The sequence below is a fragment of the Enterococcus songbeiensis genome (assembly GCF_005405265.1).
GTDB lineage: Bacteria > Bacillota > Bacilli > Lactobacillales > Enterococcaceae > Enterococcus_C > Enterococcus_C songbeiensis.
Genome location: NZ_BJDS01000015.1, coordinates 1 through 19,582 on the forward strand (window position 1 = coordinate 1; position 19,582 = coordinate 19,582).

Here is a 19,582-nt window from a genome sequence, read left to right on the forward strand (position 1 = left end):
TTACCTGCGAAAGAAGCAGTTTTCCAAGTAGACACCTTACGTCTTCGCCTTTTCAAAGTGGCTGGTAAGCTAATTCGTAGCGGTCGAAAATTGTTTCTGAAAACGAGCTCTTCCCATGTTTACCAGAACCTGTTCTATTATCTATTGGAAAAAATCCAGCAACTCTGCTGGTAGAACTGGGAGCTAACTGAAATTTTAAAAACTTATTAATTCTAAGGGATATTTGCGCTCAAAAATAAGAAAAATGACTCGTCATTCCTTGAATAGATCATATTTTGAGCTAATAGCGCTAGCGACATTTGAAATGTAATAACGGAAAAAGAAAAACCGATGGTTTTTCAAAATTAATGTTAAAAATCTAGAAGTATGAATAATTCAGGTAAGAGAATCATGGAAATCAATACATTTGGAATTGTACCCAATGGGTTAATCGTTGAAACAAGTACGCAAAAATTTCAATTCGTGTTATCTCAACGTAGAAAAGTAATCAATGTATTCAATATTGCTTATTAGTTGATTACTTAGAGAGGAGAAAATCTCAGCTTTGACTATCAATTAACAGGTTTTCATATTTCTTCTTTAATTAGAGCAGTATTTCCACATAATTAAGTTTTTAACTCATAATTAAGAATGTTAAGTCTCATCTAGTGTTGCTAGAATTATGTAGCGTTATGAGATATAATTGAATGGTAATAATAGAATAATAAAGGATGTGGGCAGAAATGTTATTAACCAAATCAAGAGTACAAGGGAGCTCAATCATTATTACATTGCCGAGTGATAATGGTAAGAAGCCTGAAGCGAATCAGGAATATGTAGTAATGTATTCAGAAGATGGCGTAATTACACTTGTTCCCAAAATAGGAGACCCATTCGATCAGGGAACTGAAGCAGAATTTTATGAACAGGATGAGTGGTCTGATTTAACACCAGAAGGGAGAGAAGTTTTTTAATGCACGAGGAAAAATTATTTATTCCTAAAAAGGGAGATATCGTCTGGATTGACTTCGATCCTTCTGCTGGCCATGAAATTCAAAAAAGAAGACCGGGTCTTGTGGTGTCTCGCTATGAGTTCAATAGAAAGACGTTATTTGCAGTTATATGTCCCATCACGTCTACAATCAAAGACTATCCAACTCGACATACTTTGCCGGATGGAACAGATACCCGCGGACAGATTATTATTTCACAACTAAAATCTCTCGATTTTAAAGTAAGGAACTTAGAGTATATTGAACACCTACCACTTCAAGAAATGGCAAAAATAGATCAGATTATTGAATATATTTTTTAATTTTCAACCGGGTATTTTAGAAGCAGTAAATTACAATGAAGGGGAAATTGTCGGACGTCATCATTTAATCACAGCAGGAAATGATGTTGAAATTAAAGCAACAGTTGATCGTCCAATTATTAAAGCGAATGGATCGGATTTAGCATATATTAAAATTTCGCTTTCAGACAGTGAAGGCAATGAAAATCTAAATAGTAAAGAAAAAATCAATATTTGTATTGAAGGATCGGGAGAAATCATCGGGTTTGGAAGTGCGGATCCACAGACAGAGAACTTTTATCAGTCCAATGAATGGGAAACATATGATGGTAAATTGCTTGCAGTCGTACGTTCAAAGAAAAAAAGTGGAAACATCAACGTATCAATTAATTTCATTAATATAGAAAGAGCTGGAAAGATAATTCAAATTGTTTCTGAATAGGTTAAAGCTTACAGATGTTTGCTCAAATGTCTTAGCTGTTTTCCGTAGGTATCGGTATTTTTCTTGATTTAGGTGATGGTTGGAGAATAGTGTTTTCGACTATATTGTGTGTACTCTTAGCTTTTGAAATTGAAAGAAAAATCCTCAAAAGTGTCTAAAATGTGGCGATTTTACATTTTAGGCACTTTTTTTCTCAGAATTCAGCAACTAAAAACAGTGTTGAATTATTTCAGCGTAGTTTTGCCGAAAATGTTATACTGATGGAGTGAGAAACTTCGTAGGAGGAAATGATGAACAACAATGATATTCTAATTAGATTGCGTTATGCATTAGACTTGAAGAATCAGGAAATGATCAAAATTTTTCAATTGGGTGGAATGGAAATCGATCAGATCAAACTAGGAGAGCTTCTAACAAAACAGTCGTCCGATGAAGATCTGCCAAGAGATGCTGTTTGTGACGCAAAAACTTTGGAGACTTTTCTTAATGGATTTATTATTTTTAAGCGTGGAAAACAAACGATAAAACCGGGTGTGACACCACCAAACCCATTTCAAATCACCAATCAGTCAAGTGTAAATAACGTACTTATCAAGAAAGTCCGAATTGCTTTATCGATGACAAGTGATGATATATTGGATGTACTACGATTAGCAGAAGTTTACGCTTCTCCAAGCGAAATCAGTGCAATTTTGCGCAAAGAAGGACACAGAAATTACATGGCTTGTGGAGATCGCTATGCCCGTAACTTCCTAAAAGGGCTTACTATTCGGTACCGTGAAGCTTAGAATTTTTATTCGGAATTACAAAATTTAAAAACGTGAAAAAAGTAACCATTATTCTATTTCGACTGAAACAGTGTAGAACATGGTTGCTTTTTTAGTACCTTGGATTGCATAAAAGCTACTTGTTTTGTATGAGGAGATTGATTTTTGCTAGTAAAGGGTGTCAGATACTAATTTGAAGATGTCCTGTTAGAAGAAAAGTAGATTTGCATTCTATTCTGCTAGAAGACTCTTTCAGATAAAGTAAAAAAATACTTTATTGTGTAAACGGTTTATGCTACTATGTGAATGTATCCTAACTTCTAATCAAGGATAGTTTATCTGAATAGAAAAGGAACCTGCAGGACGATTTGATGTTTTTTATCAGATGTGGTTACTTTTCTATTTTTTACATAGTTCAGTTTTGTGTTAATCATAAACATACGCGAAAGTGGGTTTCTCTATGGAAAAATTTGTAAAGACTTCAATTATTAGTCGTTTTGGATTGTTGGGATTTTTGTTATTCAACCACTATTCCCAAAAGAATAGATGGCAAGATAAATACTTTATTTTTTCAAGATTTACAATTGGTTTTTTTCTCGTTTTTTTAGGACCGGGTTTAATTATTGGCATCAGCTTAAAGCATAGTTGGCTTGGAATTTTCTTTCTTACTATACTAAGTACAGTATATGGCTGGTGGGCAGAAACATTTTTTAATAAATTTACTCAGAAAGAGGAGAAAAACTAATGTCATATGTTGTTACTTCAGAAAAAGGGAGCGGACTTGTGTTTCTATCTTTTTTTATCAGTACTCTTTTGTTAGTAGGTTTATTTGTTGTGTTATATTTTGTGGTAAAAGCTGCTGTTCGCAACGGAATCAAAGAAGCGAAAAAAAGCGATAACGACCAAAAAAATAGTGATTAGTAACTATAGAATGGCCTTTTTTTCGCTATTTTGCACTATTGTTGTATACTGAAGAAAACGATTGTTATTTACTGGAGAATACAAGCTCTTACGAGAAATCATAAAGAGGAGAATTGGAAGGGAATCAAGTGAAAAATTGGACAAAAAATCAGAAGATTGATTTTTTATATGAAATCATTTTCTTCTTGTTTTATTTTATTGTTTTACTGATTGTTAAACTAATTGGATGGGATAATCATTTCGAGTACTTCTTATTTCTGCTCGCTATTTGAACTTCAGGTATATTAAAAATTAGACGTCAAAAGAAACGCTTCAGGAAGATTGGTCAATTACAAAAGATATTGCCTGTTTCAATAGAAGAAATGCGAGCGATTAGTGGTGCTGGCAGATATGATTTAATCGAGTGGAAAGAAGACAAGATGATGATTACTCCGAAACAAATGTATATTTTAGAAGATTATTTAGATAAAAAATATTTTTTGAAATATGGAGAAGAATTCAATAAGAAAGAAAATAGGTAGGAACTGAAGGATGGAAAGTCTTAGTCGTTTATTCTTTTAGCGTAAAATTTTACATTTGATTTTTAGATTCTACGACATACTTACTTTTTACTTTAACGAAAATTATCAAGGAAAGAATTAGCAAAAAGATTCCCATAAATATAAGAAATATACCAAGTTGATAATTTAGAGCAAATTCTTGCCCAATCGATTTACGCTGTTTTTTTGTGAGTAGCTCATAATCTTGTATTGGAATAAAATTAATGGATAAAATGATTCCTATAAATGAAGAAACCAGTCCTGATATGGAAAGAATTATTGATAACTTTTTAATATAATCACCACCGAAGAGTTGGCATTATTTCAATTTTAAATTGTACTATTTCTATTAATATGATTAGTTATTTTTGTACTAAATACGCTATAACGCAAGCGGTTTCTGAGGAGGGGTTCATATGGCGATTTTTGGTATTATCATAGCAGTTATTGGTCTCGTATCATTTGCATGGAGTTGGTCAAAGATGCCAGAGATACTAGAGCAATGGAAAAACCGAAGTAATAGAAAATAAAAAAATCGTTAATATTTAGAAAGGGCGAAAACTCTGGAACTTCGTTTTTTTCTTAAATTTTTTACAAAGAGAATAAATTTGTTGAAGAGCAAATCGATATTTATGATCTTAGCAGAGGTTCCATTCTTTAACATAGCCAATCTGATTGATTTTAAAAAATACTATAAATGACTTATAGATTTTAGAAGACTGTGGGGAAATAGTATGAAGTCAATTTTAATGGGAAAGTCTTCACTTTTTACAGCTTTTTTCAAACTTGTCTTGTCCACAAGCATCATATAGAATCAAGATAGTTACTTAAAAATTATTTGTGGGTGGTTATTTGAAAAAGAAAATCGTTTCTAAAATAGAATTATTCAAAATATTAGATTTTTTAGATGGATTAGCTATTCATTATTGGGTAGATGGTGGTTGGGGTGTCGATATTTTAACTGGAAAGCAAAATAGGGAACATCGAGATATTGACATTGATTTTGATAGTAAGGATACCGACCGATTACTAACAGCTTTGTATGAGTTGGGCTACGAAAAAATCGTGGATTGGATGCCTGCCAGAATGGAGCTGTGGCATGAAAATCTGGGATATTTAGATATTCATCCGTTAGAAATTAATCCAGATGGTAGTGCAAAACAGGCGGATTTAGAGGATGGGTTTTACTTCTTTCAAGCAGACTGGTTCACTAAGAAAAAATTTGAGAACAGGGAAATTCCCTGTCTTTCATTAGAAGCTCAATTAATTTTCCATAAAGGCTATGAGCTGCGAGAGTCAGATTATATTGATTTGAAGAACTTGGAAAAGTTGGCAGGTCATAATTATTAATAAATCAATTAAGTAGAAGTAGAGCAAAGCAAAAAATCAAACAAAGGAGAATCTAATTTGTTTGATTTTTTTGAGTATCATAAAATAAAATGTAGTCGGTTAGCGTACATAGATTACAAATCAACTTAAAGGGGAGGGTATGACTGTTTTAAGTTTTTTCTGAACTGTTAATGAGAAATGAAAATAAAGCTGACTTAATTTTCTGTGAAAATTTAACATCCTATTCATGACTTGATGATAGTAGCTTAAATTCTTCCTTAAGATCGATCTTTATTGTGTCCTTTACATGATTATTCTCATTAAAAGATGATATTTGATAAGCTCGATCATATTTTGTTAGATAGGTTGGATCGTTGAGCTCTTTTGTGTTATATGCAACTTCATATAATAAAAAGTCTAACAATACCGTAGACTGATATTGTTTATTGATTTTGATTCCCTTATTGCAAAGATCTATAGCTTTCTGGTAATTCTTTATCTCACTATAGAATTTTGCTGCGTTAAAATACACCTTGTTTAGCTCAAGCTCTTTAGATGCTCTATTATCTACATTCGTAATTGCGGCAACATAATAAGTTTCTGCAAATGAGTATGATTTCTTCTGTTCGTAGGCGATACCTAGCCCCATATTTGCTAAAATTGCAAACAGATCCTTCTCATCTGAGCTAGAGATAACCTGTGAGAAATAAAAAAAGGAAGCATCAAAATTGTTGTTAACAAGAAGCTCGGTAATTCCTTTTAAATAGTTTAACTGGTTCATTATTCCCTGATCTGATATTCTGGTAGAATCAATCGTTTGTATTTTTTTTAAAGCTTCATCATTTTTCCAAACATTACAGAGCTTTTGTACATCATTCAGTTTATTCCTAATTTGAACTTCCTCTGATTGAATTATTACATCATTAATTTGTAAATTTAAACGGCTACAAATTAATGATAGAATTTCAATGCTGTAGCAATAGTTCCGGCTTTCGATATTACTGATAGTGGCTTGCTTACAGATACCTGAGGCAAGTTCCTTTTGAGTTAACTTTTGCTGTTTTCTTCTATCTTTTATTAAATTACCTTTAACTGTAGCCAAAATTCCACATCCTTAGTTACTAATACTATGTATATTATCACCATAATAAAAAAAATACTATCAGTTGATATTACAACCAATAGTATTTAATCAATTATTTACCTACGTGTCCTGTATTTCCGTCGGGAAGTGGAAAAGGAATTGGAAAAAAAATTTTATTAGACATAGAATCACTACTTTCTGTTCTTTCTACTAGTAATATAATACATAGATTTATCTCTATTTAAAATACGAAAGATGTATATTATCGAAATGAAAACCACTGATTTACTACATTAAATATCTGATTTACTATTTACTACCATTAATGGCTGGATCGCACCTTTAATTAGTGTCCCTCTAAACTCAAAACCTTTAGAGGTAGAACGTCCAGTGTAATAAAGGTAGCCTGCATATCCATCAGCTGTTCGGTACCACTGAGGAGAACTTTCAGTTTGATAATAAACTGTAACAACTTTAGTTGCGGCAAGAGCTGATGCAGCAGCGGAATTACTGCTTGCTGCGGAAGCGGTGACCCCGGTACTCATGAGACCAACAAAAAGACCACTTGCAATAAGAGTTAACCCAATAAATTTCTTCATAAAAAAACCTCCTATATTTTAATACAAGGTTATCTTAGCCTAAATAAATAAATAAATCAATAAAAAAATAAAATATAAATAATTTGTATTTTTCTGAAGAGCAGATTCAAAAGATGAAAAATGCATTTTTTTGTGGAAGTATTTTATTTTTGGGTGAAAAAATACTATTTTTATGCTAGTCTATACATAACTTTAGTATTTTTTAAAGAAATTATATTTATGTGTTTATATTTATATATATTGATAGTGTTTGTGATTGGAAATTCTGATGAGTGGAGATAGAAGGGAGCAATTTTTAATGAAAAAGCTTTTATCCGAGTGGAAAAATTCTGGAGAGAAATATGAAGGACCTATTGAATGGTATTTGAAGCGAAAAACAGGAGACAAAGGGAAACTAGTATTTTCATTAACGCTTCTGGGAATTTTTATTTTTTTCTTAACTCACATTTTCATTGCTATCTTCATTTTAGTTTCGGTGGTTATAATCATTACCTGCTGCGTAATCATACTTGAAGTGTGGAAGAGTCCTGATCTACATCTTATTGTTTCTAAAATTTTTCCTTTTATACGTTTAGAATTTAAACGTATTTTTTTGAATAGAGTGAATTATTCTGTGATATTACTTACATTAATTATTGGCTTTGGCTCTGGTTATGCGTATCTCGTGTATCAACCACAATCTCAGGAAGCATTTGTTGCAAACCAAGCCTCAGCAGTTCGTACCGTTTTAGATCGACAAATACAAATAGGTCATCTTACTCCAGAATTACAGAAAACATTAAGTGATAAAAAACTTGATGCAAATTTTGAGAATTACTTAAAGAAGCACGAAGAGCTAACTAACAGACTTTATTCATTTCAAATCATGGAGAACTTTAATGATTATACATCTGTTCAAACTGAACAATTGTTGAATGAAGAAAAACTATTGAAGAAATTTAAGAAAGAGCGTCAGGATGGACAACTTAACTTTATTAGGAAACCATATGAGATTAATGCACAATTGGCTATTAATCGGGAATTGACAAAAGAGAAGATGGTCATAGAGACAAGGCAGACTACTGCGTTGGGAAGATTTTCTGAATGGTTTCCAATAATAATTTTAGTGGGTTTGTTCTTAACATTTGTTATTGCAGCACCAATAGTACAAATAGACAACGATCATTCATCGATTTATTCATCACTACCAATTAGAACGTATCTAAGAATCATTTGCCGAGTACTTATTTATCAGCTTATATTTTTAACCTATATAGTTAGTTCAATTATTGGGTATTTTTCTGTTTTTAAACTATTTTCTCAAATAGGAAGTTTACAGACCGTTTTTGCTTACTATTGGATAGATTCCTTTAAAGCTAGTCATGTTGGTCTCTTTATCGTCATTCATGTAAGTCTTGCACTTATCATAAATCTATTAATGCTCTTTTTACATGCAATGCTCAGCTTGAAAGTGAGAAGCTATTTCATTTCGACTACATTCATTCTCAGCACGTATTGTCTGATAGGGCTGCTTTTAGCTATCGGAAATCGTTCATTAGAGAAATTGGAATTCTTGTATCCTTATTTTGTAGTAGGTGGGATTTCTGATTATGGAATTATATTTTCTGGAGCTCTTTTAATGGGATTACTTGTTGCTTGTTCTGTTTTTCTACGAAAGCAATACTTAAAATATGATCATCTTCAAGGGAGTGTATGGTAATGGATCAAACAGAATTGGTCATGCAATTAAAGTATTTGTCCAAAAGTTATGATAAAAGGAAAGTTATATCAAATGTCACATTAGATGTATTCTCTCATTCAATTATTGGTATAGCTAGCCCAAACGGATATGGAAAATCAACGCTATTTCATTTAATAATGAACTATACAAAACCTGATTCTGGAAATATCACTTTTTTTAATGGCTTAGACTATAAAAAAAGAAAAGATTATGAGTCTATTCGAGAAAAAGTTGTTATGCTTCCAAATCAATTTGATTTACATGAAGAATTAACGGGGTGGCAACACTTAAAAATATATCAAAAAATGTGGCATCAACAAGAAAGTCGCTGCAACGAAATAATCGAAGATTTAGTTATGGAGAAATTTATTCAAAAAAGAGTTAGTGAGTATTCTTTAGGTATGAGACAAAAATTATGTTTTGCAATGATATATATGACTAGAGGGAGAATTTTCTTATTGGATGAACTAACCAATGGGCTTGATAGACAAGCTATTAAGCATATTTCTAAAGCCATTTTTCGATTGAAAGCGGAAGGGGCTACAATTTTAATGATATCTCATGACTTAGTGCACCTTCAATCAATGGCTGATAAAGTCTATTTTTTAAAACATGCTGATTTGCATTATGCTTATCCACTACCCGAAGAAATTGATCAAAAATTTATCTCCATTCCAAATCTTGATGATGAAAAAAAGCTGGATTTAAGTTTTCAAGAATTAAAAACTGGGCGATACTATCGGCAAAATCTCAAGTTAGTACAGTTTCTAGTAGAGCATTCAATTGCTTTCAATGTGTCAAATCAAAGTTTGAGTGACGCTTTTAGCCGGTTTTATCCTGAAGATGGGGTTGAGAATGACAATGAATTACCTGAATTATGAATTTCATCTATTTTATAAAAAAAAGAAAATATTGGGGATACTTGGTTTAATTCTTGCTTTAGGCTTTTTTATGGGTACCCTATATCTCAGTAACTTTCATCCAGTAGAGCCTATAGATCAAGCACGATTACAGATAAGTGAAACTGATGTTAATCACAAGGATAAACAAAAAACCTTGGAGAATTACTTACGCCTATCTGTTGAATATTACGATGGCTCCTTAACCGCCTTACAGTTTCCAGAGAAATACTTTACTTTTCATAATTATTACGGTCAATCTGATGCGGCATATCAATTCTCTTATAACTATATTCTTTACAATGGACTGATAAAAAATAGTAATAATCTATCGACCAATGTAATTGAAGAAACGACGGCAGCACAATTTATGCTTCCATCCTTAGAATTTAGTCTCCCACTGTTACTTATTTTATTTTGTTTTGGTTGTTCAGATATAGTGTTGAAAGATCGACGTAATGCCTCAATCGCGTTTGGCCTTCCAGTTTCAAATTTAAAGAAGTTACTGACAAAAACCGTTATGGGGATAAGTTTTTCCATTTGTATTTTTCTATTGTTCTTTTTAGTTGTATATATTACTGTCGGAATTCAAAATGGATTTGGTTCACTTTCGATTGAGAATCCAATTTATAAAGGAGTACTTACCAAAAGCAACTTTGAGACCTTGATTCGAGCAAATATTACTCCCGAAGTTTTTAGTTTACTCCCGATTTGGAAAATATTGTTGGAAGTGTTTATCATGTACTTACTTCTATCAAGTGTTTTTCTAGTAATCATTTTTACCGTGACAAATTTTATCTCCTCTCAGGTAGTTGTGCTAAGTATTCTTTGTCCAATTCCAGTGTTGTCCTATCTCCCACAAGAGCGATTTTCAGGAATATATAATAAGTGGTTAGCTTACCTGCCTTGGAATTACTTGAAAATAGTACCTGTACTAACTGGTAAAATCCAACAATGGGTGGGTGGGGATAATATTACTGTTTTGAGAGGGGTTAAGCTTTATCTTATTCTCCTTTTTGTATTTGGATTAGTGAGCTTTCTTTTTAGAAATCGACTTTCTAGGTATAATAACTAGGAATTTTTTTATTTTTTATAAAAGAAGAGGATCCCAATCCCACCCTCGATGGATCCTAACTCATTTGTCTCTAAAGAATCAAATTTAGATAACGATGCATTATTTTTCATTATTTTTTCCTCCAAATATTTATTTAATAGTTGTGCAACTACTATAAACTGATCTTAATCTTTGGACTTCTCAACATCAATCGTATAATCATAAAGCGACATTAAGATTTCTTAAACGTTTTTTTTATTTTTAAATTCATTATCTTACCGTTCAAGAAATTAAAATGACCGATTACGATAATCAGTTTTCTTTTTTTGCAAATTTAGTGAATAATAGTAAAAAATAGGAAGAAATTTTTGGATGCATTCATGTAGATGTTACAAAGATTTGAGGAATTGCGGTTTTCTATCTATGATTTTAAGAGGAAAGAATCATTTGCTAGACTAAGAAAAATGATAAAAACGGGTACAACCGATTTAGAAAATTACTGAAACTGCAAAAACTTTAAATTCTAAAACGCAAAATAAGTAGAGCAGATATTCCACTATTTTTTATATTTAGATAGTGTAGTTCCATTTTTCGTTCATGTACTGAAGGAAGGTAAGTGGTCATGTTACTATGCAACATAGAAATTCTATTGTGTTAGCAGGCATGATGCTGAAGATTGTGGTCTCTACTATTTTTAGTGTTTGGTTATTATTGTGAGTTGATCTCCTAGATGATAAGATATGTAGTAATTTAGGGTGGGAGAGAAATAAAATGGTGAACTTTATTCTTATAGTACTAAGTTTAGCGATGCAGTTGATGTTAATGTGGGTGATCTACTATCAGATAACTAGGACAAAAATTAACTTCTTGTGGATTGTGTATTCTGTGATCATATCGACAGGGAGTTTGTTTATTCTTAAAAGCTATTGGATGATTATTATGCTGCCATTTTTCTGTATCTATAGTTTCATAAATGAGAAAAAAGATAATTGGTTATTGATTTCTTTTAACGATATTTATACTATTTTTATCTCAGTTTTATTGATGAATTTAACGTCAATGCTCTACTATCTTGTTGTACCGGTAACCATTTTTAATCGTACTAGGTATCTACTAATAATAAACAGTATTATTTTCCCAGTGGTATTGCACACGATACTGCTAAAAGTATTTAAATTTAATTTTGCAATTCTAAAATATAAAGATTCGTTTATAAGAAATAAAATACTGCTTCCATTAAATGTAGCGTTATATGGTGGATTTTCATTATTTTTGGTTGTTTATGGTTATGAAAACAGAGTTAGTGCTAATACTCCTGTCAATGAGTACACAAAATATGTTTTTTTTATTTATACTTTTATGTTTTTTAGTCTACTCATTTTCCTAACAATTCAAATGAAAAATTATTTACAAAAGCAAGTACAAGATATAAAAGAAGAACAATACAATCAGTTGACTTTGTATACACAAGAAATTGAGGAGCTTTACCAACAGATCAGGGGATTCAGACATGATTTTGGAAACATGCTAATTAGTATGAGTGAAAGTATTAATTCAGCAGATGTGGAACAAATTAGGAATGTATATAATAAGGTTCTCTTGCAGGCCAATATTGAATTAAATCAAACTTATTATGATGTTGCAGAATTATCAAATATAGAAAATACTGCCATAAAAAGCATTTTATCTTCAAAAATTATGATCGCTAATCAAAGTGGTCTTCATATCTCGTTGGAAATAAAAGAAAAAGTTGTTTTTTCTGATATGGATATTTTGGATTATGTTCGAATTATCTCGGTTTTAATCGACAATGCAATAGAAGCTGGAATCAATAGTGAAGAAAAAAAGGTTGGTATTGCTATTTTTTTAGCTGAGGAGCAACTAATTTTAATTGTTCACAATTCACGAGAACCAGGAGTTCTGACAATTAAGAATCTTTTTGATCCTAAGTTTTCAACAAAAGGGCATGATCGTGGAACTGGATTGTACAATATTCAAAACATCATTCAGAAATACGAAAATGTTACTTTAGAAACCCAAATTGAAGATACAAGTTTGGCACAAAGATTAATTATCAGGCAGGTGATCGACTAGTGAATATTTATATTTTAGAGGATGATTTATATCAAAGGAATAGAATCAAAGAAGTGATAAAAGAAATCCGAACTACAAGTAATTTTCGAATAAAAAAAATTTTTGATACTGGTAGACCAGAGGAATTGATTGAGAGCATCGTTGAACGTGGATGTCACATGCTATTTTTTCTGGATAATGAGATTAAAGAAAGTCAAAAGAAGGGGTTGGATATAGCAAAAAAAATCCGGGAGTTAGATCGATATGCTACGATTGTTTTTGTTACAACACATTCTGAATTTTCCTTTTTAACGTATTCGTATCAGGTCTCTGCCTTAAATTTTATCGCAAAGGATCAAAACGAGGAAAGTTTCAGGGAACAAATCTACGAGAGTATTCAATATGTCGATAGAGGAATGGATGAAGAGAAACCAACAGACGTATTTCAATTTGAAAGTGAGTTTAAAAAATTTTGGGTGCCTTTTTCCGAAATTTTATATTTTGAGACGCTACCTCAACCGCATAAAATTGTGTTAGTTACCTTGAAGCAAAGAATCGAATTCTATGGAAATCTAGCTGAAATTGAAACTATGGATTCACGTTTGTATAGATGCCATAAATCATTTGTTGTTAATTTGAAAAGTATAGTAGTAATTGACAGAGCAAAAAATTTACTTATTTTAAAAAATGATGAAAACTGCTTATTATCGAGAAGAAAATTGAAAAATATTGCGGAAAGATTACTAGATATTTAATTTTATTGGAAAAGGAATATTTTATCCACGTTGGAAAATGAGCCGTTCTGGAAGAGTTTGCTACCATTGTGGAAAAATCCTTTGAAATAAATTCTGTTCAGTCTTATAGTGAAGAAAATTCTGAAATTGAAAGAGGAGTATTAAAAATGAAGACTGCGTTTTTTTTAACTGAAATGAGAAGATATGATTATACGGGCTCAGCGTTGGCTAACACAATATTATTCGGGAATAAAACGAATAAGGAACTAGAAATGATAAAAAATAGATTTTCAAATTACAATTGGCATGCTGTCAAACTAGATGATATTTATAATTTGTTAGGCCAAGAAGATAGTCAACTCATTGTAGTTTCTACCAAAGCAAAAGCATACACTCATGCACTGAGGGATAAATATTCTAATTCAAGAATTATTACAATTGAAGAGATAACATTGAACCCCAATCTATTATTATGACAAGACCTAACAATATAATAAAACGCTCACTATTTTTTCTAAGTTTAATTATACTGAGCATATTCATACAATTTGAGGTAATTTTTGATATAAATGGTACTATATTGCATGAAAATGAAGATCAATTTATTCTATTGAAAACAGTTCTTTGGCTGGTCGTTTTTGTTTTTTTTCTGTGGGTGTACTTCAAGCAACTAAAAAAAGACAAACGAACTGTTTTTTCTTTAATAGGAAAATTAACTCACAGGAATGTATTGATTTTTGTGGGAATGTTTTTACTTATCTTGATAGTAAACTATATTGATATAAAGCTAAATCCGTTAGTCATTTCAGAAAATCAATCAATAATTAATCAATATGAAAGGATTGTACCTCATCTGACAATACTTAGTAATTCTATCTTTGCTCCAACTATTGAAGAAATTCTTTTTAGAGGAATATTTTTTAATCTTTTTTTTCAGAATAAAACAAAAGTAAATGTGATTCTATGTATTTTTTTCTCCGGAGTAATTTTTAGCTTTGCCCATCAATTTACCTTTGATTTTAATTTACTCATTTATTGTGCGATGGGCTGGATTCTTGCTTCCACCTATTGGTATACTGGAAGCTTATCGTACCCAATAGCATTACATGCATTAGTAAATATTCTTTAGAGAAAATCTCAATTACAGTAATAAGTATGCGAAAATATGTTGTATTCTAAGCTAGAAATTACCCTGTAACAATCAATTTACCCTCAGACATGATTTAATGGTTAAAGATAAAATTGAAGTTATTTTGAACTTTCCGCTTTTGAAGAACTATAAAAAGTCTTGTAGAATCGATGATCTGTTTGATTTTTTTTGAGTGGGATTCTTTGTTACTATCAGAAACCACACAGAATAATAAATGAATTTTATGTTATCTGCATTAAAGGATTGATAAATCTAGATAGGAGTATTAGACAGTACCTAGCTTGTAATATTATAAGTTTCCAGATAATGCGGCAAAAATTAACCCAATGAGTCCTGCAGCAATGAAGCCTAAAGATAATCCAGCTCTTTTTTTACGAGAATCAACAAGTAACTTTATATCCTCCGACATATCGGAAGGATACTTATTTCCACCAAGTAAATATAAAATAAGTCCGCCCCCGCTATTTGTACTTCCAATTGAAAATAATCCCCAAAGTTTTGGATGTTTTAGTCCCCGGCTTTCTGCATCAAGAACGACTAATTGAAATACTTGGTATGCAAGTGTCACACTACCAAGTAAGATCATGAATAGAAAAATTATCGCTAAGATTAACAAAGTAAATTCCCCCTACAATTTTTTAATTATTTGATAAAAAAGGATGCACGTACTGATGATTCCAATCGCAGAGCTCCCAAAGATTAGGTAGTTGTTTTGGAGTATTAATCCATTGAAAAATACGAACGAAAGTAGCAAAGCCACGTTTATAAGAAAGGCTACAATAAGCTTTTGATTGCTCTTTACAATATTGGTGCTTTTTTCTAAATGATCCATCATCTCTTGATCTCCTTTCAAAAGGTTGTCCAGGCTCACGCTATATAGGTTGCTTAATTTAATGACACTAACAATATCAGGGAAGGACTTTTCGTTTTCCCAATTTGATATTGTTTGGCGTGACACTTGAATATTTTCAGCAACCTTTTCCTGAGTTAAGCCTGCCTGTTTTCTTGCTTCTTTTAGCTTGGCTCCTATTTCCATTTTAGATATCAATCCTTTCGTCATTCAATATTTCATATTCTCACATCATCGTCTATCAAATATACCTTACAAGTACAAAATAACCTTGTCAAAATTTTTTAACATCCTTTATTTGACGGTAATTTCCTTAAAATTAAGCTTGGATGAAGAGGGGTATAAAGTTTTTTTTAAAAGTTACTTTTTCCAATTTTAACTATTTTTCTTATAACGTATTTTTTTAATCTGTAAATTGAAATTTGTGGTAATATGAATCTAACGAGTTATAGGGAAGTAGTGGGTAGTTCTAGGAGTTAATTGGAGTTATCTTATGACCATTGAAGCAGATAAAAAATATTACTTCAATGTTAAGGAAAATGTTTTTTTTCGGGGCTAATTACAGAAGATAAATCTCGATAGTGTAGAGGTAGTAATATAAATTAAATTCTTTGTCAAAAGTTAATCTGACACGGGATGTTTAGTGGAATAACAGTAAAGATTTATCGTATTTTGATGAAAGTTTAATCTTGTGGCTATCAAAGAATGTTGATTCTACTACTAGTTGAATCGTTTTTTATGTCTATAGTCATTAGTGATATTCCCTGTTTAATCTAGTCTTGGAGTTGGACAGACAAAAAGGAGGTGATTTATATTCTAGGAATTTATTTTTTTATAATCTTTCTTATGATCATAGAGTGCGTTCTCATTATTTATAGAAACAAACTCAGGTATATCACAACCAGAAGGATTATAAATGCGGCAATAACTTTGATAGGGTTCTTCATTATCTGTAGTATTCTACCGATAATCTTATATGTGATTAAAAAATGGAAGTAGAATAACTGATGAGAAAACTACTATTATGCTTGCCTGGTACAAAAGTTTTTTCAGAATAGACTGCACGTAAACATGATCTATTTTCTATTATTTTTGTGTATTAATTAAAAAGCTAATCCTATCGGCATGAACTAACCGAATGTAAAAGGATTCTCCTCAAGGTAGAGACTGACAAAACGGGTTGTTTTATGCACAAGAAACAAAAAGTGCAATAGGAAAAAAAGAGCGAGAAGCCCTTTGCTTTCACGGGTTTCTGCTCTCCTGCAATTATTCCCACTCATTTTTTTATCTAGAATAAGGTAAGAATGTATTCATTATTCAAACATACTTTCATTTGTTACCTCAAATATCCACCATTATTTAGATCGAAAGTGGCTCCGGTATAATGAGCGCTTTCCTCTGAAAGCAAGAAGTTTGCCGTATCAGCGACATCTTTTGGTAAAACGGGTTCTTTGATCAAATGATGTTGTTGGTATTCTTTTTTTCGCCAATCTGGAATAATTGCCATCATATCTGTATCAACCATTGTCGGAGCAATAGCATTTACCAAAATTTGTGGCGAAAAGCGTAAAGCCAAACTCTTTGTTAGACCCAATAGAGCTGCTTTTGATAAGCCGTACAATGCGTCAGAGCTACCTTCTTGCCCAGAAATAGAAGAAATGTTGATAATTTTTCCATGAGCCTCTTGTTGTATAAGATGTTGAATGAAAAATTTAGAAAAAACCGTGGCACCTTTAATGTTTATTTCTAAAATGCGATCGATTGCAGCTTCATCATAATCTAATAGGCTAAATGCGTTGTACACACCGGCATTATTGACCAATCCATAAAGCGGCTGATCAGCGATTCCCTCAAAAAAATGTGCTACTGCTTGATAATTTGTCACATCAATACAGGTAGTTGTTAAGTGAGGGTGGCTACTGAGGGCGGTTAATTTTTCGTGCTCTTTGTCGATTGCAATCACATGATATCCTTCTTGTAGACAACGTGCTATAAGTGCTTGTCCGATTCCACCGGCAGCACCGGTAATAATTATTTTTTTCATTGTTTTTCCTCCGGAGTTTTGATTCTTAAGACTGTAATAAAACTTTTCCAATACTTCTCCCGACTCCAAATAAGTGTGGGATTATTCTCCCTTTGTGATGACTGTACCAATGCCTTCATATCCGTCGATGAAGGATTTTTTTCATCTGGATTTAGTGAGGAATAAACAAATTATAGCACTTGTTATTTTTCTTGCCACTAGAAATTTGGGAACAATCGATTAGTTTCTGTGAATCACGGACAAAAAATGCAAGGGAATAAAGCGAAAAAAAGCCAAACGTTGCCCCGCTACCAAACGTTTGGCTGGACTGCTATTTATAAAACGTCAAAAACTTCGACACTAACTTCTTCGTGCTCGATACTATCTGAAAACCAAATTGCATTCCATTCCGGTAAGCTTCTTTCAAAAGTAGTTCGTTCTTGGTAGTCTGCTAGTGAATCATAATAAATGTCTAAGACAACGATTGCATCTTCGCCTTCGAAGCGTTGGAACATTTCAATTTTTTTGTTGGTGACCGGAGAATGAAATTTTGGATTATTTCCTGATTCGACAAATTTTTCCATAAGTTTAGATAAATCTTTCTTTTTCGTTCGATAGGTGAAAACGACTTTAATCATATGATTCGCTCCTTGAGTTTGATTTAGTTTTAAAAAACATTTTTTACGATAGTCCATACAGTTTCGAATTCTGTTTGAAACTGATTATCCCAGCGGTCGGCGTAGGCAGGTGCTGAAAAGAACATAAAGGACAATAAGATACCAGTTGTCAAAGTTTCATCGAGTCCGGTAGCATCCATGAAACTGTGCCCCAGTTTTTGAATGTGTTGTGAATAAGCCGACTTATCATGATCGATGTAAGTCGTATAGATAGCAAACATTTTAGGATCATCGAATTTTGCACGATATTTTCCAGATGCAAGTGTCCAAAGCCAATCATGAGCAATCGCAGATACCTCAGCATATCCAGAGGTATCAAAGGGAAAGAGTGCTTCCAACTGTTTGTCTAACCATCTTAAGGCCAGTGCCGTCCAAAGCGCTTTTTTATTTGGAAAATATTTGTATAGGGCAGCGTGACTGACACCGAGAGCTTTTCCAACATCAATCAAGGAAATTTTATCGCTGTGAGTTGCTTCGACTAATTCGGAGGCGGTTATTAAAATGAGTTCTTTCGATAAGTTTTTCATGGATTGATTTTAACAGAAGTTACAAAAATTGACAAATGTAATCTATTGCTTTATTATTTCCTCAAGTTACAAAATCAAATAAATGTAAGTGAGGAAATAAAATGAAACAAACTGGTAATACAATTCTGATTACGGGTGGAACTTCCGGCTTGGGATTCGGACTTGCAAAAGCTTTTCTAGAACGGGGAAATACGGTAATTATAACTTCACGTCGCAAAGAAGTAATCGATACGCTGGTGTCAGAAAACCAGGGACTTTTTGGTTACGCAGCGGATGTCGCTGATTTTGAAAGTGTAAAAAAACTGCAAAAAGTAATCAGCAAACACCATCCACAACTAAATATGGTTATCAATTCGGCAGGAATCATGCAATCCATGAATTTTTTTGACAGTCACTCGCTTTTAACAAACGAAATTGAAACGAATCTTGTTGGTACTATCAATATAGCTAAGCTCTTTTTGCCACTCTTAGCTAAGAAAAAAGAGGCGATGCTGATTAATATTAGTTCTGGATTATCTTATGTCGCAAGTCCGGCACATCCGTTGTACTCGGCTAGTAAAGCAGGAGTAAATGGATTGACTGAAGCGATTCGGGGACAAGCTGATTATTTTGGTTACGATAATTTGCACATTCTTCAAGTTGCACCACCGTTGATTTCTGAAACGAATCTTGAACCAATGATGCATGAAACTGGTGATAAGAATCCAATGAACATGAAGCTTGAAGACTTTGTCCGTGTTGTTTTAAAAGGGATAGAAAAGAATAAAAAAATAATCAATCCCGGTCCTAGCAAATTTTTAAATCTGTTAGGTAAGTTGGGATCAGTAAAGATGAAAGTACGTGCGACACAAACGACAATGGCGACAATATTTGGTAGTGAAAAAACATCCAGATAAAAAATCGTTCATCCTTTTTGATTTA

At 32.3% G+C, this 19,582-nt stretch carries 24 protein-coding genes; 17 read left to right on the forward strand and 7 right to left on the reverse strand.

Annotated elements, in window-relative coordinates:
- The 9 genes from FFM66_RS07995 to FFM66_RS08025 form a co-directional block, all read left to right on the forward strand.
- Positions 1 to 174, forward strand: a 174-nt coding sequence (locus tag FFM66_RS07995; RefSeq protein ID WP_212741318.1) for a transposase, incomplete at its 5' end; no start/stop codon positions are given.
- A 216-nt stretch (positions 175 to 390) separates the two neighbouring features.
- Positions 391 to 513 (forward strand): hypothetical protein, encoded by a 123-nt coding sequence (locus tag FFM66_RS11495; protein ID WP_272927844.1) that lies wholly within the window; start codon positions 391 to 393, stop codon positions 511 to 513.
- Between the two features lie 209 nt (positions 514 to 722).
- Positions 723 to 953 carry a type II toxin-antitoxin system PemI/MazE family antitoxin gene (gene mazE / locus FFM66_RS08000; RefSeq protein WP_048603531.1) on the forward strand — a complete coding sequence of 77 codons (231 nt, stop codon included), beginning with the start codon at positions 723 to 725 and terminating at the stop codon, positions 951 to 953.
- Positions 953 to 1,294: a type II toxin-antitoxin system PemK/MazF family toxin gene (locus tag FFM66_RS08005; protein WP_048603530.1), complete on the forward strand. Its 342-nt coding sequence runs from the start codon at positions 953 to 955 to the stop codon at positions 1,292 to 1,294. Before mazE ends, FFM66_RS08005 begins: the two co-directional genes overlap by 1 nt.
- Positions 1,278 to 1,715, forward strand: a complete 438-nt coding sequence (locus FFM66_RS08010) for a hypothetical protein (RefSeq protein ID WP_048603529.1) — start codon at positions 1,278 to 1,280, stop codon at positions 1,713 to 1,715. The genes FFM66_RS08005 and FFM66_RS08010 overlap by 17 nt, the downstream gene beginning before the upstream one ends.
- Before the next feature lie 290 nt (positions 1,716 to 2,005).
- Complete coding sequence (locus tag FFM66_RS08015; protein WP_137605553.1) at positions 2,006 to 2,503, forward strand: YehS family protein; 498 nt, start codon at positions 2,006 to 2,008, stop codon at positions 2,501 to 2,503.
- Positions 2,504 to 2,942: 439 nt separating this feature from the next.
- Entirely contained in the window at positions 2,943 to 3,227 is a 285-nt protein-coding gene (locus tag FFM66_RS08020) for a hypothetical protein (protein ID WP_137605554.1), read from the forward strand.
- Complete coding sequence (locus FFM66_RS11375) at positions 3,227 to 3,403, forward strand: DUF6019 family protein (protein ID WP_171000825.1); 177 nt, start codon at positions 3,227 to 3,229, stop codon at positions 3,401 to 3,403. The genes FFM66_RS08020 and FFM66_RS11375 overlap by 1 nt, the downstream gene beginning before the upstream one ends.
- Before the next feature lie 1,391 nt (positions 3,404 to 4,794).
- Positions 4,795 to 5,292 (forward strand): nucleotidyltransferase domain-containing protein, encoded by a 498-nt coding sequence (locus FFM66_RS08025; RefSeq protein ID WP_137605555.1) that lies wholly within the window; start codon positions 4,795 to 4,797, stop codon positions 5,290 to 5,292.
- A gap of 220 nt (positions 5,293 to 5,512) precedes the next feature.
- On the opposite strand, the gene FFM66_RS08030 is transcribed toward FFM66_RS08025, so the two are convergent.
- Both FFM66_RS08030 and FFM66_RS08035 read right to left on the reverse strand, forming a co-directional pair.
- Positions 5,513 to 6,373 (reverse strand): helix-turn-helix transcriptional regulator, encoded by an 861-nt coding sequence (locus tag FFM66_RS08030; protein ID WP_161526842.1) that lies wholly within the window; start codon positions 6,371 to 6,373, stop codon positions 5,513 to 5,515.
- Positions 6,374 to 6,648: 275 nt separating this feature from the next.
- Entirely contained in the window at positions 6,649 to 6,954 is a 306-nt protein-coding gene (locus FFM66_RS08035) for a hypothetical protein (protein WP_137605557.1), read from the reverse strand.
- Between the two features lie 298 nt (positions 6,955 to 7,252).
- On the opposite strand from FFM66_RS08035, the gene FFM66_RS08040 reads away from it, so the two are divergent.
- The 7 genes from FFM66_RS08040 to FFM66_RS08070 all read left to right on the forward strand — a co-directional run bounded on the left by FFM66_RS08040 (position 7,253) and on the right by FFM66_RS08070 (position 14,563).
- Complete coding sequence (locus tag FFM66_RS08040; RefSeq protein ID WP_137605558.1) at positions 7,253 to 8,653, forward strand: hypothetical protein; 1,401 nt, start codon at positions 7,253 to 7,255, stop codon at positions 8,651 to 8,653.
- On the forward strand, positions 8,653 to 9,555 hold the full coding sequence (locus FFM66_RS08045) for an ATP-binding cassette domain-containing protein (RefSeq protein WP_161526844.1): 903 nt from the start codon (positions 8,653 to 8,655) through the stop codon (positions 9,553 to 9,555). Before FFM66_RS08040 ends, FFM66_RS08045 begins: the two co-directional genes overlap by 1 nt.
- Positions 9,530 to 10,648, forward strand: coding sequence for a hypothetical protein (locus FFM66_RS08050; protein WP_137605560.1), 1,119 nt, complete (start codon positions 9,530 to 9,532; stop codon positions 10,646 to 10,648). The genes FFM66_RS08045 and FFM66_RS08050 overlap by 26 nt, the downstream gene beginning before the upstream one ends.
- A 750-nt stretch (positions 10,649 to 11,398) precedes the next feature.
- Positions 11,399 to 12,721: a sensor histidine kinase gene (locus FFM66_RS08055; protein ID WP_137605561.1), complete on the forward strand. Its 1,323-nt coding sequence runs from the start codon at positions 11,399 to 11,401 to the stop codon at positions 12,719 to 12,721.
- Positions 12,721 to 13,455: a response regulator transcription factor gene (locus FFM66_RS08060; RefSeq protein WP_137605562.1), complete on the forward strand. Its 735-nt coding sequence runs from the start codon at positions 12,721 to 12,723 to the stop codon at positions 13,453 to 13,455. Before FFM66_RS08055 ends, FFM66_RS08060 begins: the two co-directional genes overlap by 1 nt.
- Positions 13,456 to 13,523: 68 nt before the next feature.
- Positions 13,524 to 13,910 (forward strand): hypothetical protein, encoded by a 387-nt coding sequence (locus tag FFM66_RS08065; protein ID WP_137605563.1) that lies wholly within the window; start codon positions 13,524 to 13,526, stop codon positions 13,908 to 13,910.
- Between the two features lie 104 nt (positions 13,911 to 14,014).
- Positions 14,015 to 14,563, forward strand: a complete 549-nt coding sequence (locus FFM66_RS08070; protein ID WP_161526845.1) for a CPBP family intramembrane glutamic endopeptidase — start codon at positions 14,015 to 14,017, stop codon at positions 14,561 to 14,563.
- A 310-nt stretch (positions 14,564 to 14,873) separates the two neighbouring features.
- Here the strand turns inward: FFM66_RS08070 and FFM66_RS08075 are convergent, their stop codons facing one another.
- From FFM66_RS08075 to FFM66_RS08095, 5 genes are all read right to left on the reverse strand, one after another.
- Complete coding sequence (locus FFM66_RS08075) at positions 14,874 to 15,200, reverse strand: hypothetical protein (RefSeq protein ID WP_137605565.1); 327 nt, start codon at positions 15,198 to 15,200, stop codon at positions 14,874 to 14,876.
- A 12-nt stretch (positions 15,201 to 15,212) separates the two neighbouring features.
- Positions 15,213 to 15,620, reverse strand: coding sequence for a helix-turn-helix domain-containing protein (locus FFM66_RS08080; protein ID WP_137605566.1), 408 nt, complete (start codon positions 15,618 to 15,620; stop codon positions 15,213 to 15,215).
- A 1,150-nt stretch (positions 15,621 to 16,770) separates the two neighbouring features.
- Positions 16,771 to 17,478, reverse strand: a complete 708-nt coding sequence (locus FFM66_RS08085) for an SDR family NAD(P)-dependent oxidoreductase (RefSeq protein ID WP_137605567.1) — start codon at positions 17,476 to 17,478, stop codon at positions 16,771 to 16,773.
- A gap of 314 nt (positions 17,479 to 17,792) precedes the next feature.
- Positions 17,793 to 18,095 (reverse strand): hypothetical protein, encoded by a 303-nt coding sequence (locus FFM66_RS08090; RefSeq protein ID WP_048603523.1) that lies wholly within the window; start codon positions 18,093 to 18,095, stop codon positions 17,793 to 17,795.
- 29 nt (positions 18,096 to 18,124) lie between these two features.
- On the reverse strand, positions 18,125 to 18,661 hold the full coding sequence (locus tag FFM66_RS08095) for a TetR/AcrR family transcriptional regulator (RefSeq protein ID WP_048603522.1): 537 nt from the start codon (positions 18,659 to 18,661) through the stop codon (positions 18,125 to 18,127).
- A 101-nt stretch (positions 18,662 to 18,762) separates the two neighbouring features.
- Between FFM66_RS08095 and FFM66_RS08100 the strand changes: the two genes are divergently transcribed.
- Positions 18,763 to 19,557: an SDR family oxidoreductase gene (locus FFM66_RS08100; RefSeq protein WP_137605568.1), complete on the forward strand. Its 795-nt coding sequence runs from the start codon at positions 18,763 to 18,765 to the stop codon at positions 19,555 to 19,557.
- Positions 19,558 to 19,582 lie beyond the last annotated feature (25 nt).

Coding starts and splice junctions, on each gene's coding strand:
- FFM66_RS11495 (WP_272927844.1), top strand. CDS start 391: ATGGAAATCAATACATTTGGAATTGTACCCAATGGGTTAATCGTTGAA.
- mazE (WP_048603531.1), top strand. CDS start 723: ATGTTATTAACCAAATCAAGAGTACAAGGGAGCTCAATCATTATTACA.
- FFM66_RS08005 (WP_048603530.1), top strand. CDS start 953: ATGCACGAGGAAAAATTATTTATTCCTAAAAAGGGAGATATCGTCTGG.
- FFM66_RS08015 (WP_137605553.1), top strand. CDS start 2,006: ATGAACAACAATGATATTCTAATTAGATTGCGTTATGCATTAGACTTG.
- FFM66_RS08020 (WP_137605554.1), top strand. CDS start 2,943: ATGGAAAAATTTGTAAAGACTTCAATTATTAGTCGTTTTGGATTGTTG.
- FFM66_RS11375 (WP_171000825.1), top strand. CDS start 3,227: ATGTCATATGTTGTTACTTCAGAAAAAGGGAGCGGACTTGTGTTTCTA.
- FFM66_RS08035 (WP_137605557.1), bottom strand. CDS start 6,954: ATGAAGAAATTTATTGGGTTAACTCTTATTGCAAGTGGTCTTTTTGTT.
- FFM66_RS08040 (WP_137605558.1), top strand. CDS start 7,253: ATGAAAAAGCTTTTATCCGAGTGGAAAAATTCTGGAGAGAAATATGAA.
- FFM66_RS08045 (WP_161526844.1), top strand. CDS start 8,653: ATGGATCAAACAGAATTGGTCATGCAATTAAAGTATTTGTCCAAAAGT.
- FFM66_RS08050 (WP_137605560.1), top strand. CDS start 9,530: ATGACAATGAATTACCTGAATTATGAATTTCATCTATTTTATAAAAAA.
- FFM66_RS08055 (WP_137605561.1), top strand. CDS start 11,399: ATGGTGAACTTTATTCTTATAGTACTAAGTTTAGCGATGCAGTTGATG.
- FFM66_RS08080 (WP_137605566.1), bottom strand. CDS start 15,620: ATGGAAATAGGAGCCAAGCTAAAAGAAGCAAGAAAACAGGCAGGCTTA.
- FFM66_RS08085 (WP_137605567.1), bottom strand. CDS start 17,478: ATGAAAAAAATAATTATTACCGGTGCTGCCGGTGGAATCGGACAAGCA.
- FFM66_RS08090 (WP_048603523.1), bottom strand. CDS start 18,095: ATGATTAAAGTCGTTTTCACCTATCGAACGAAAAAGAAAGATTTATCT.
- FFM66_RS08095 (WP_048603522.1), bottom strand. CDS start 18,661: ATGAAAAACTTATCGAAAGAACTCATTTTAATAACCGCCTCCGAATTA.
- FFM66_RS08100 (WP_137605568.1), top strand. CDS start 18,763: ATGAAACAAACTGGTAATACAATTCTGATTACGGGTGGAACTTCCGGC.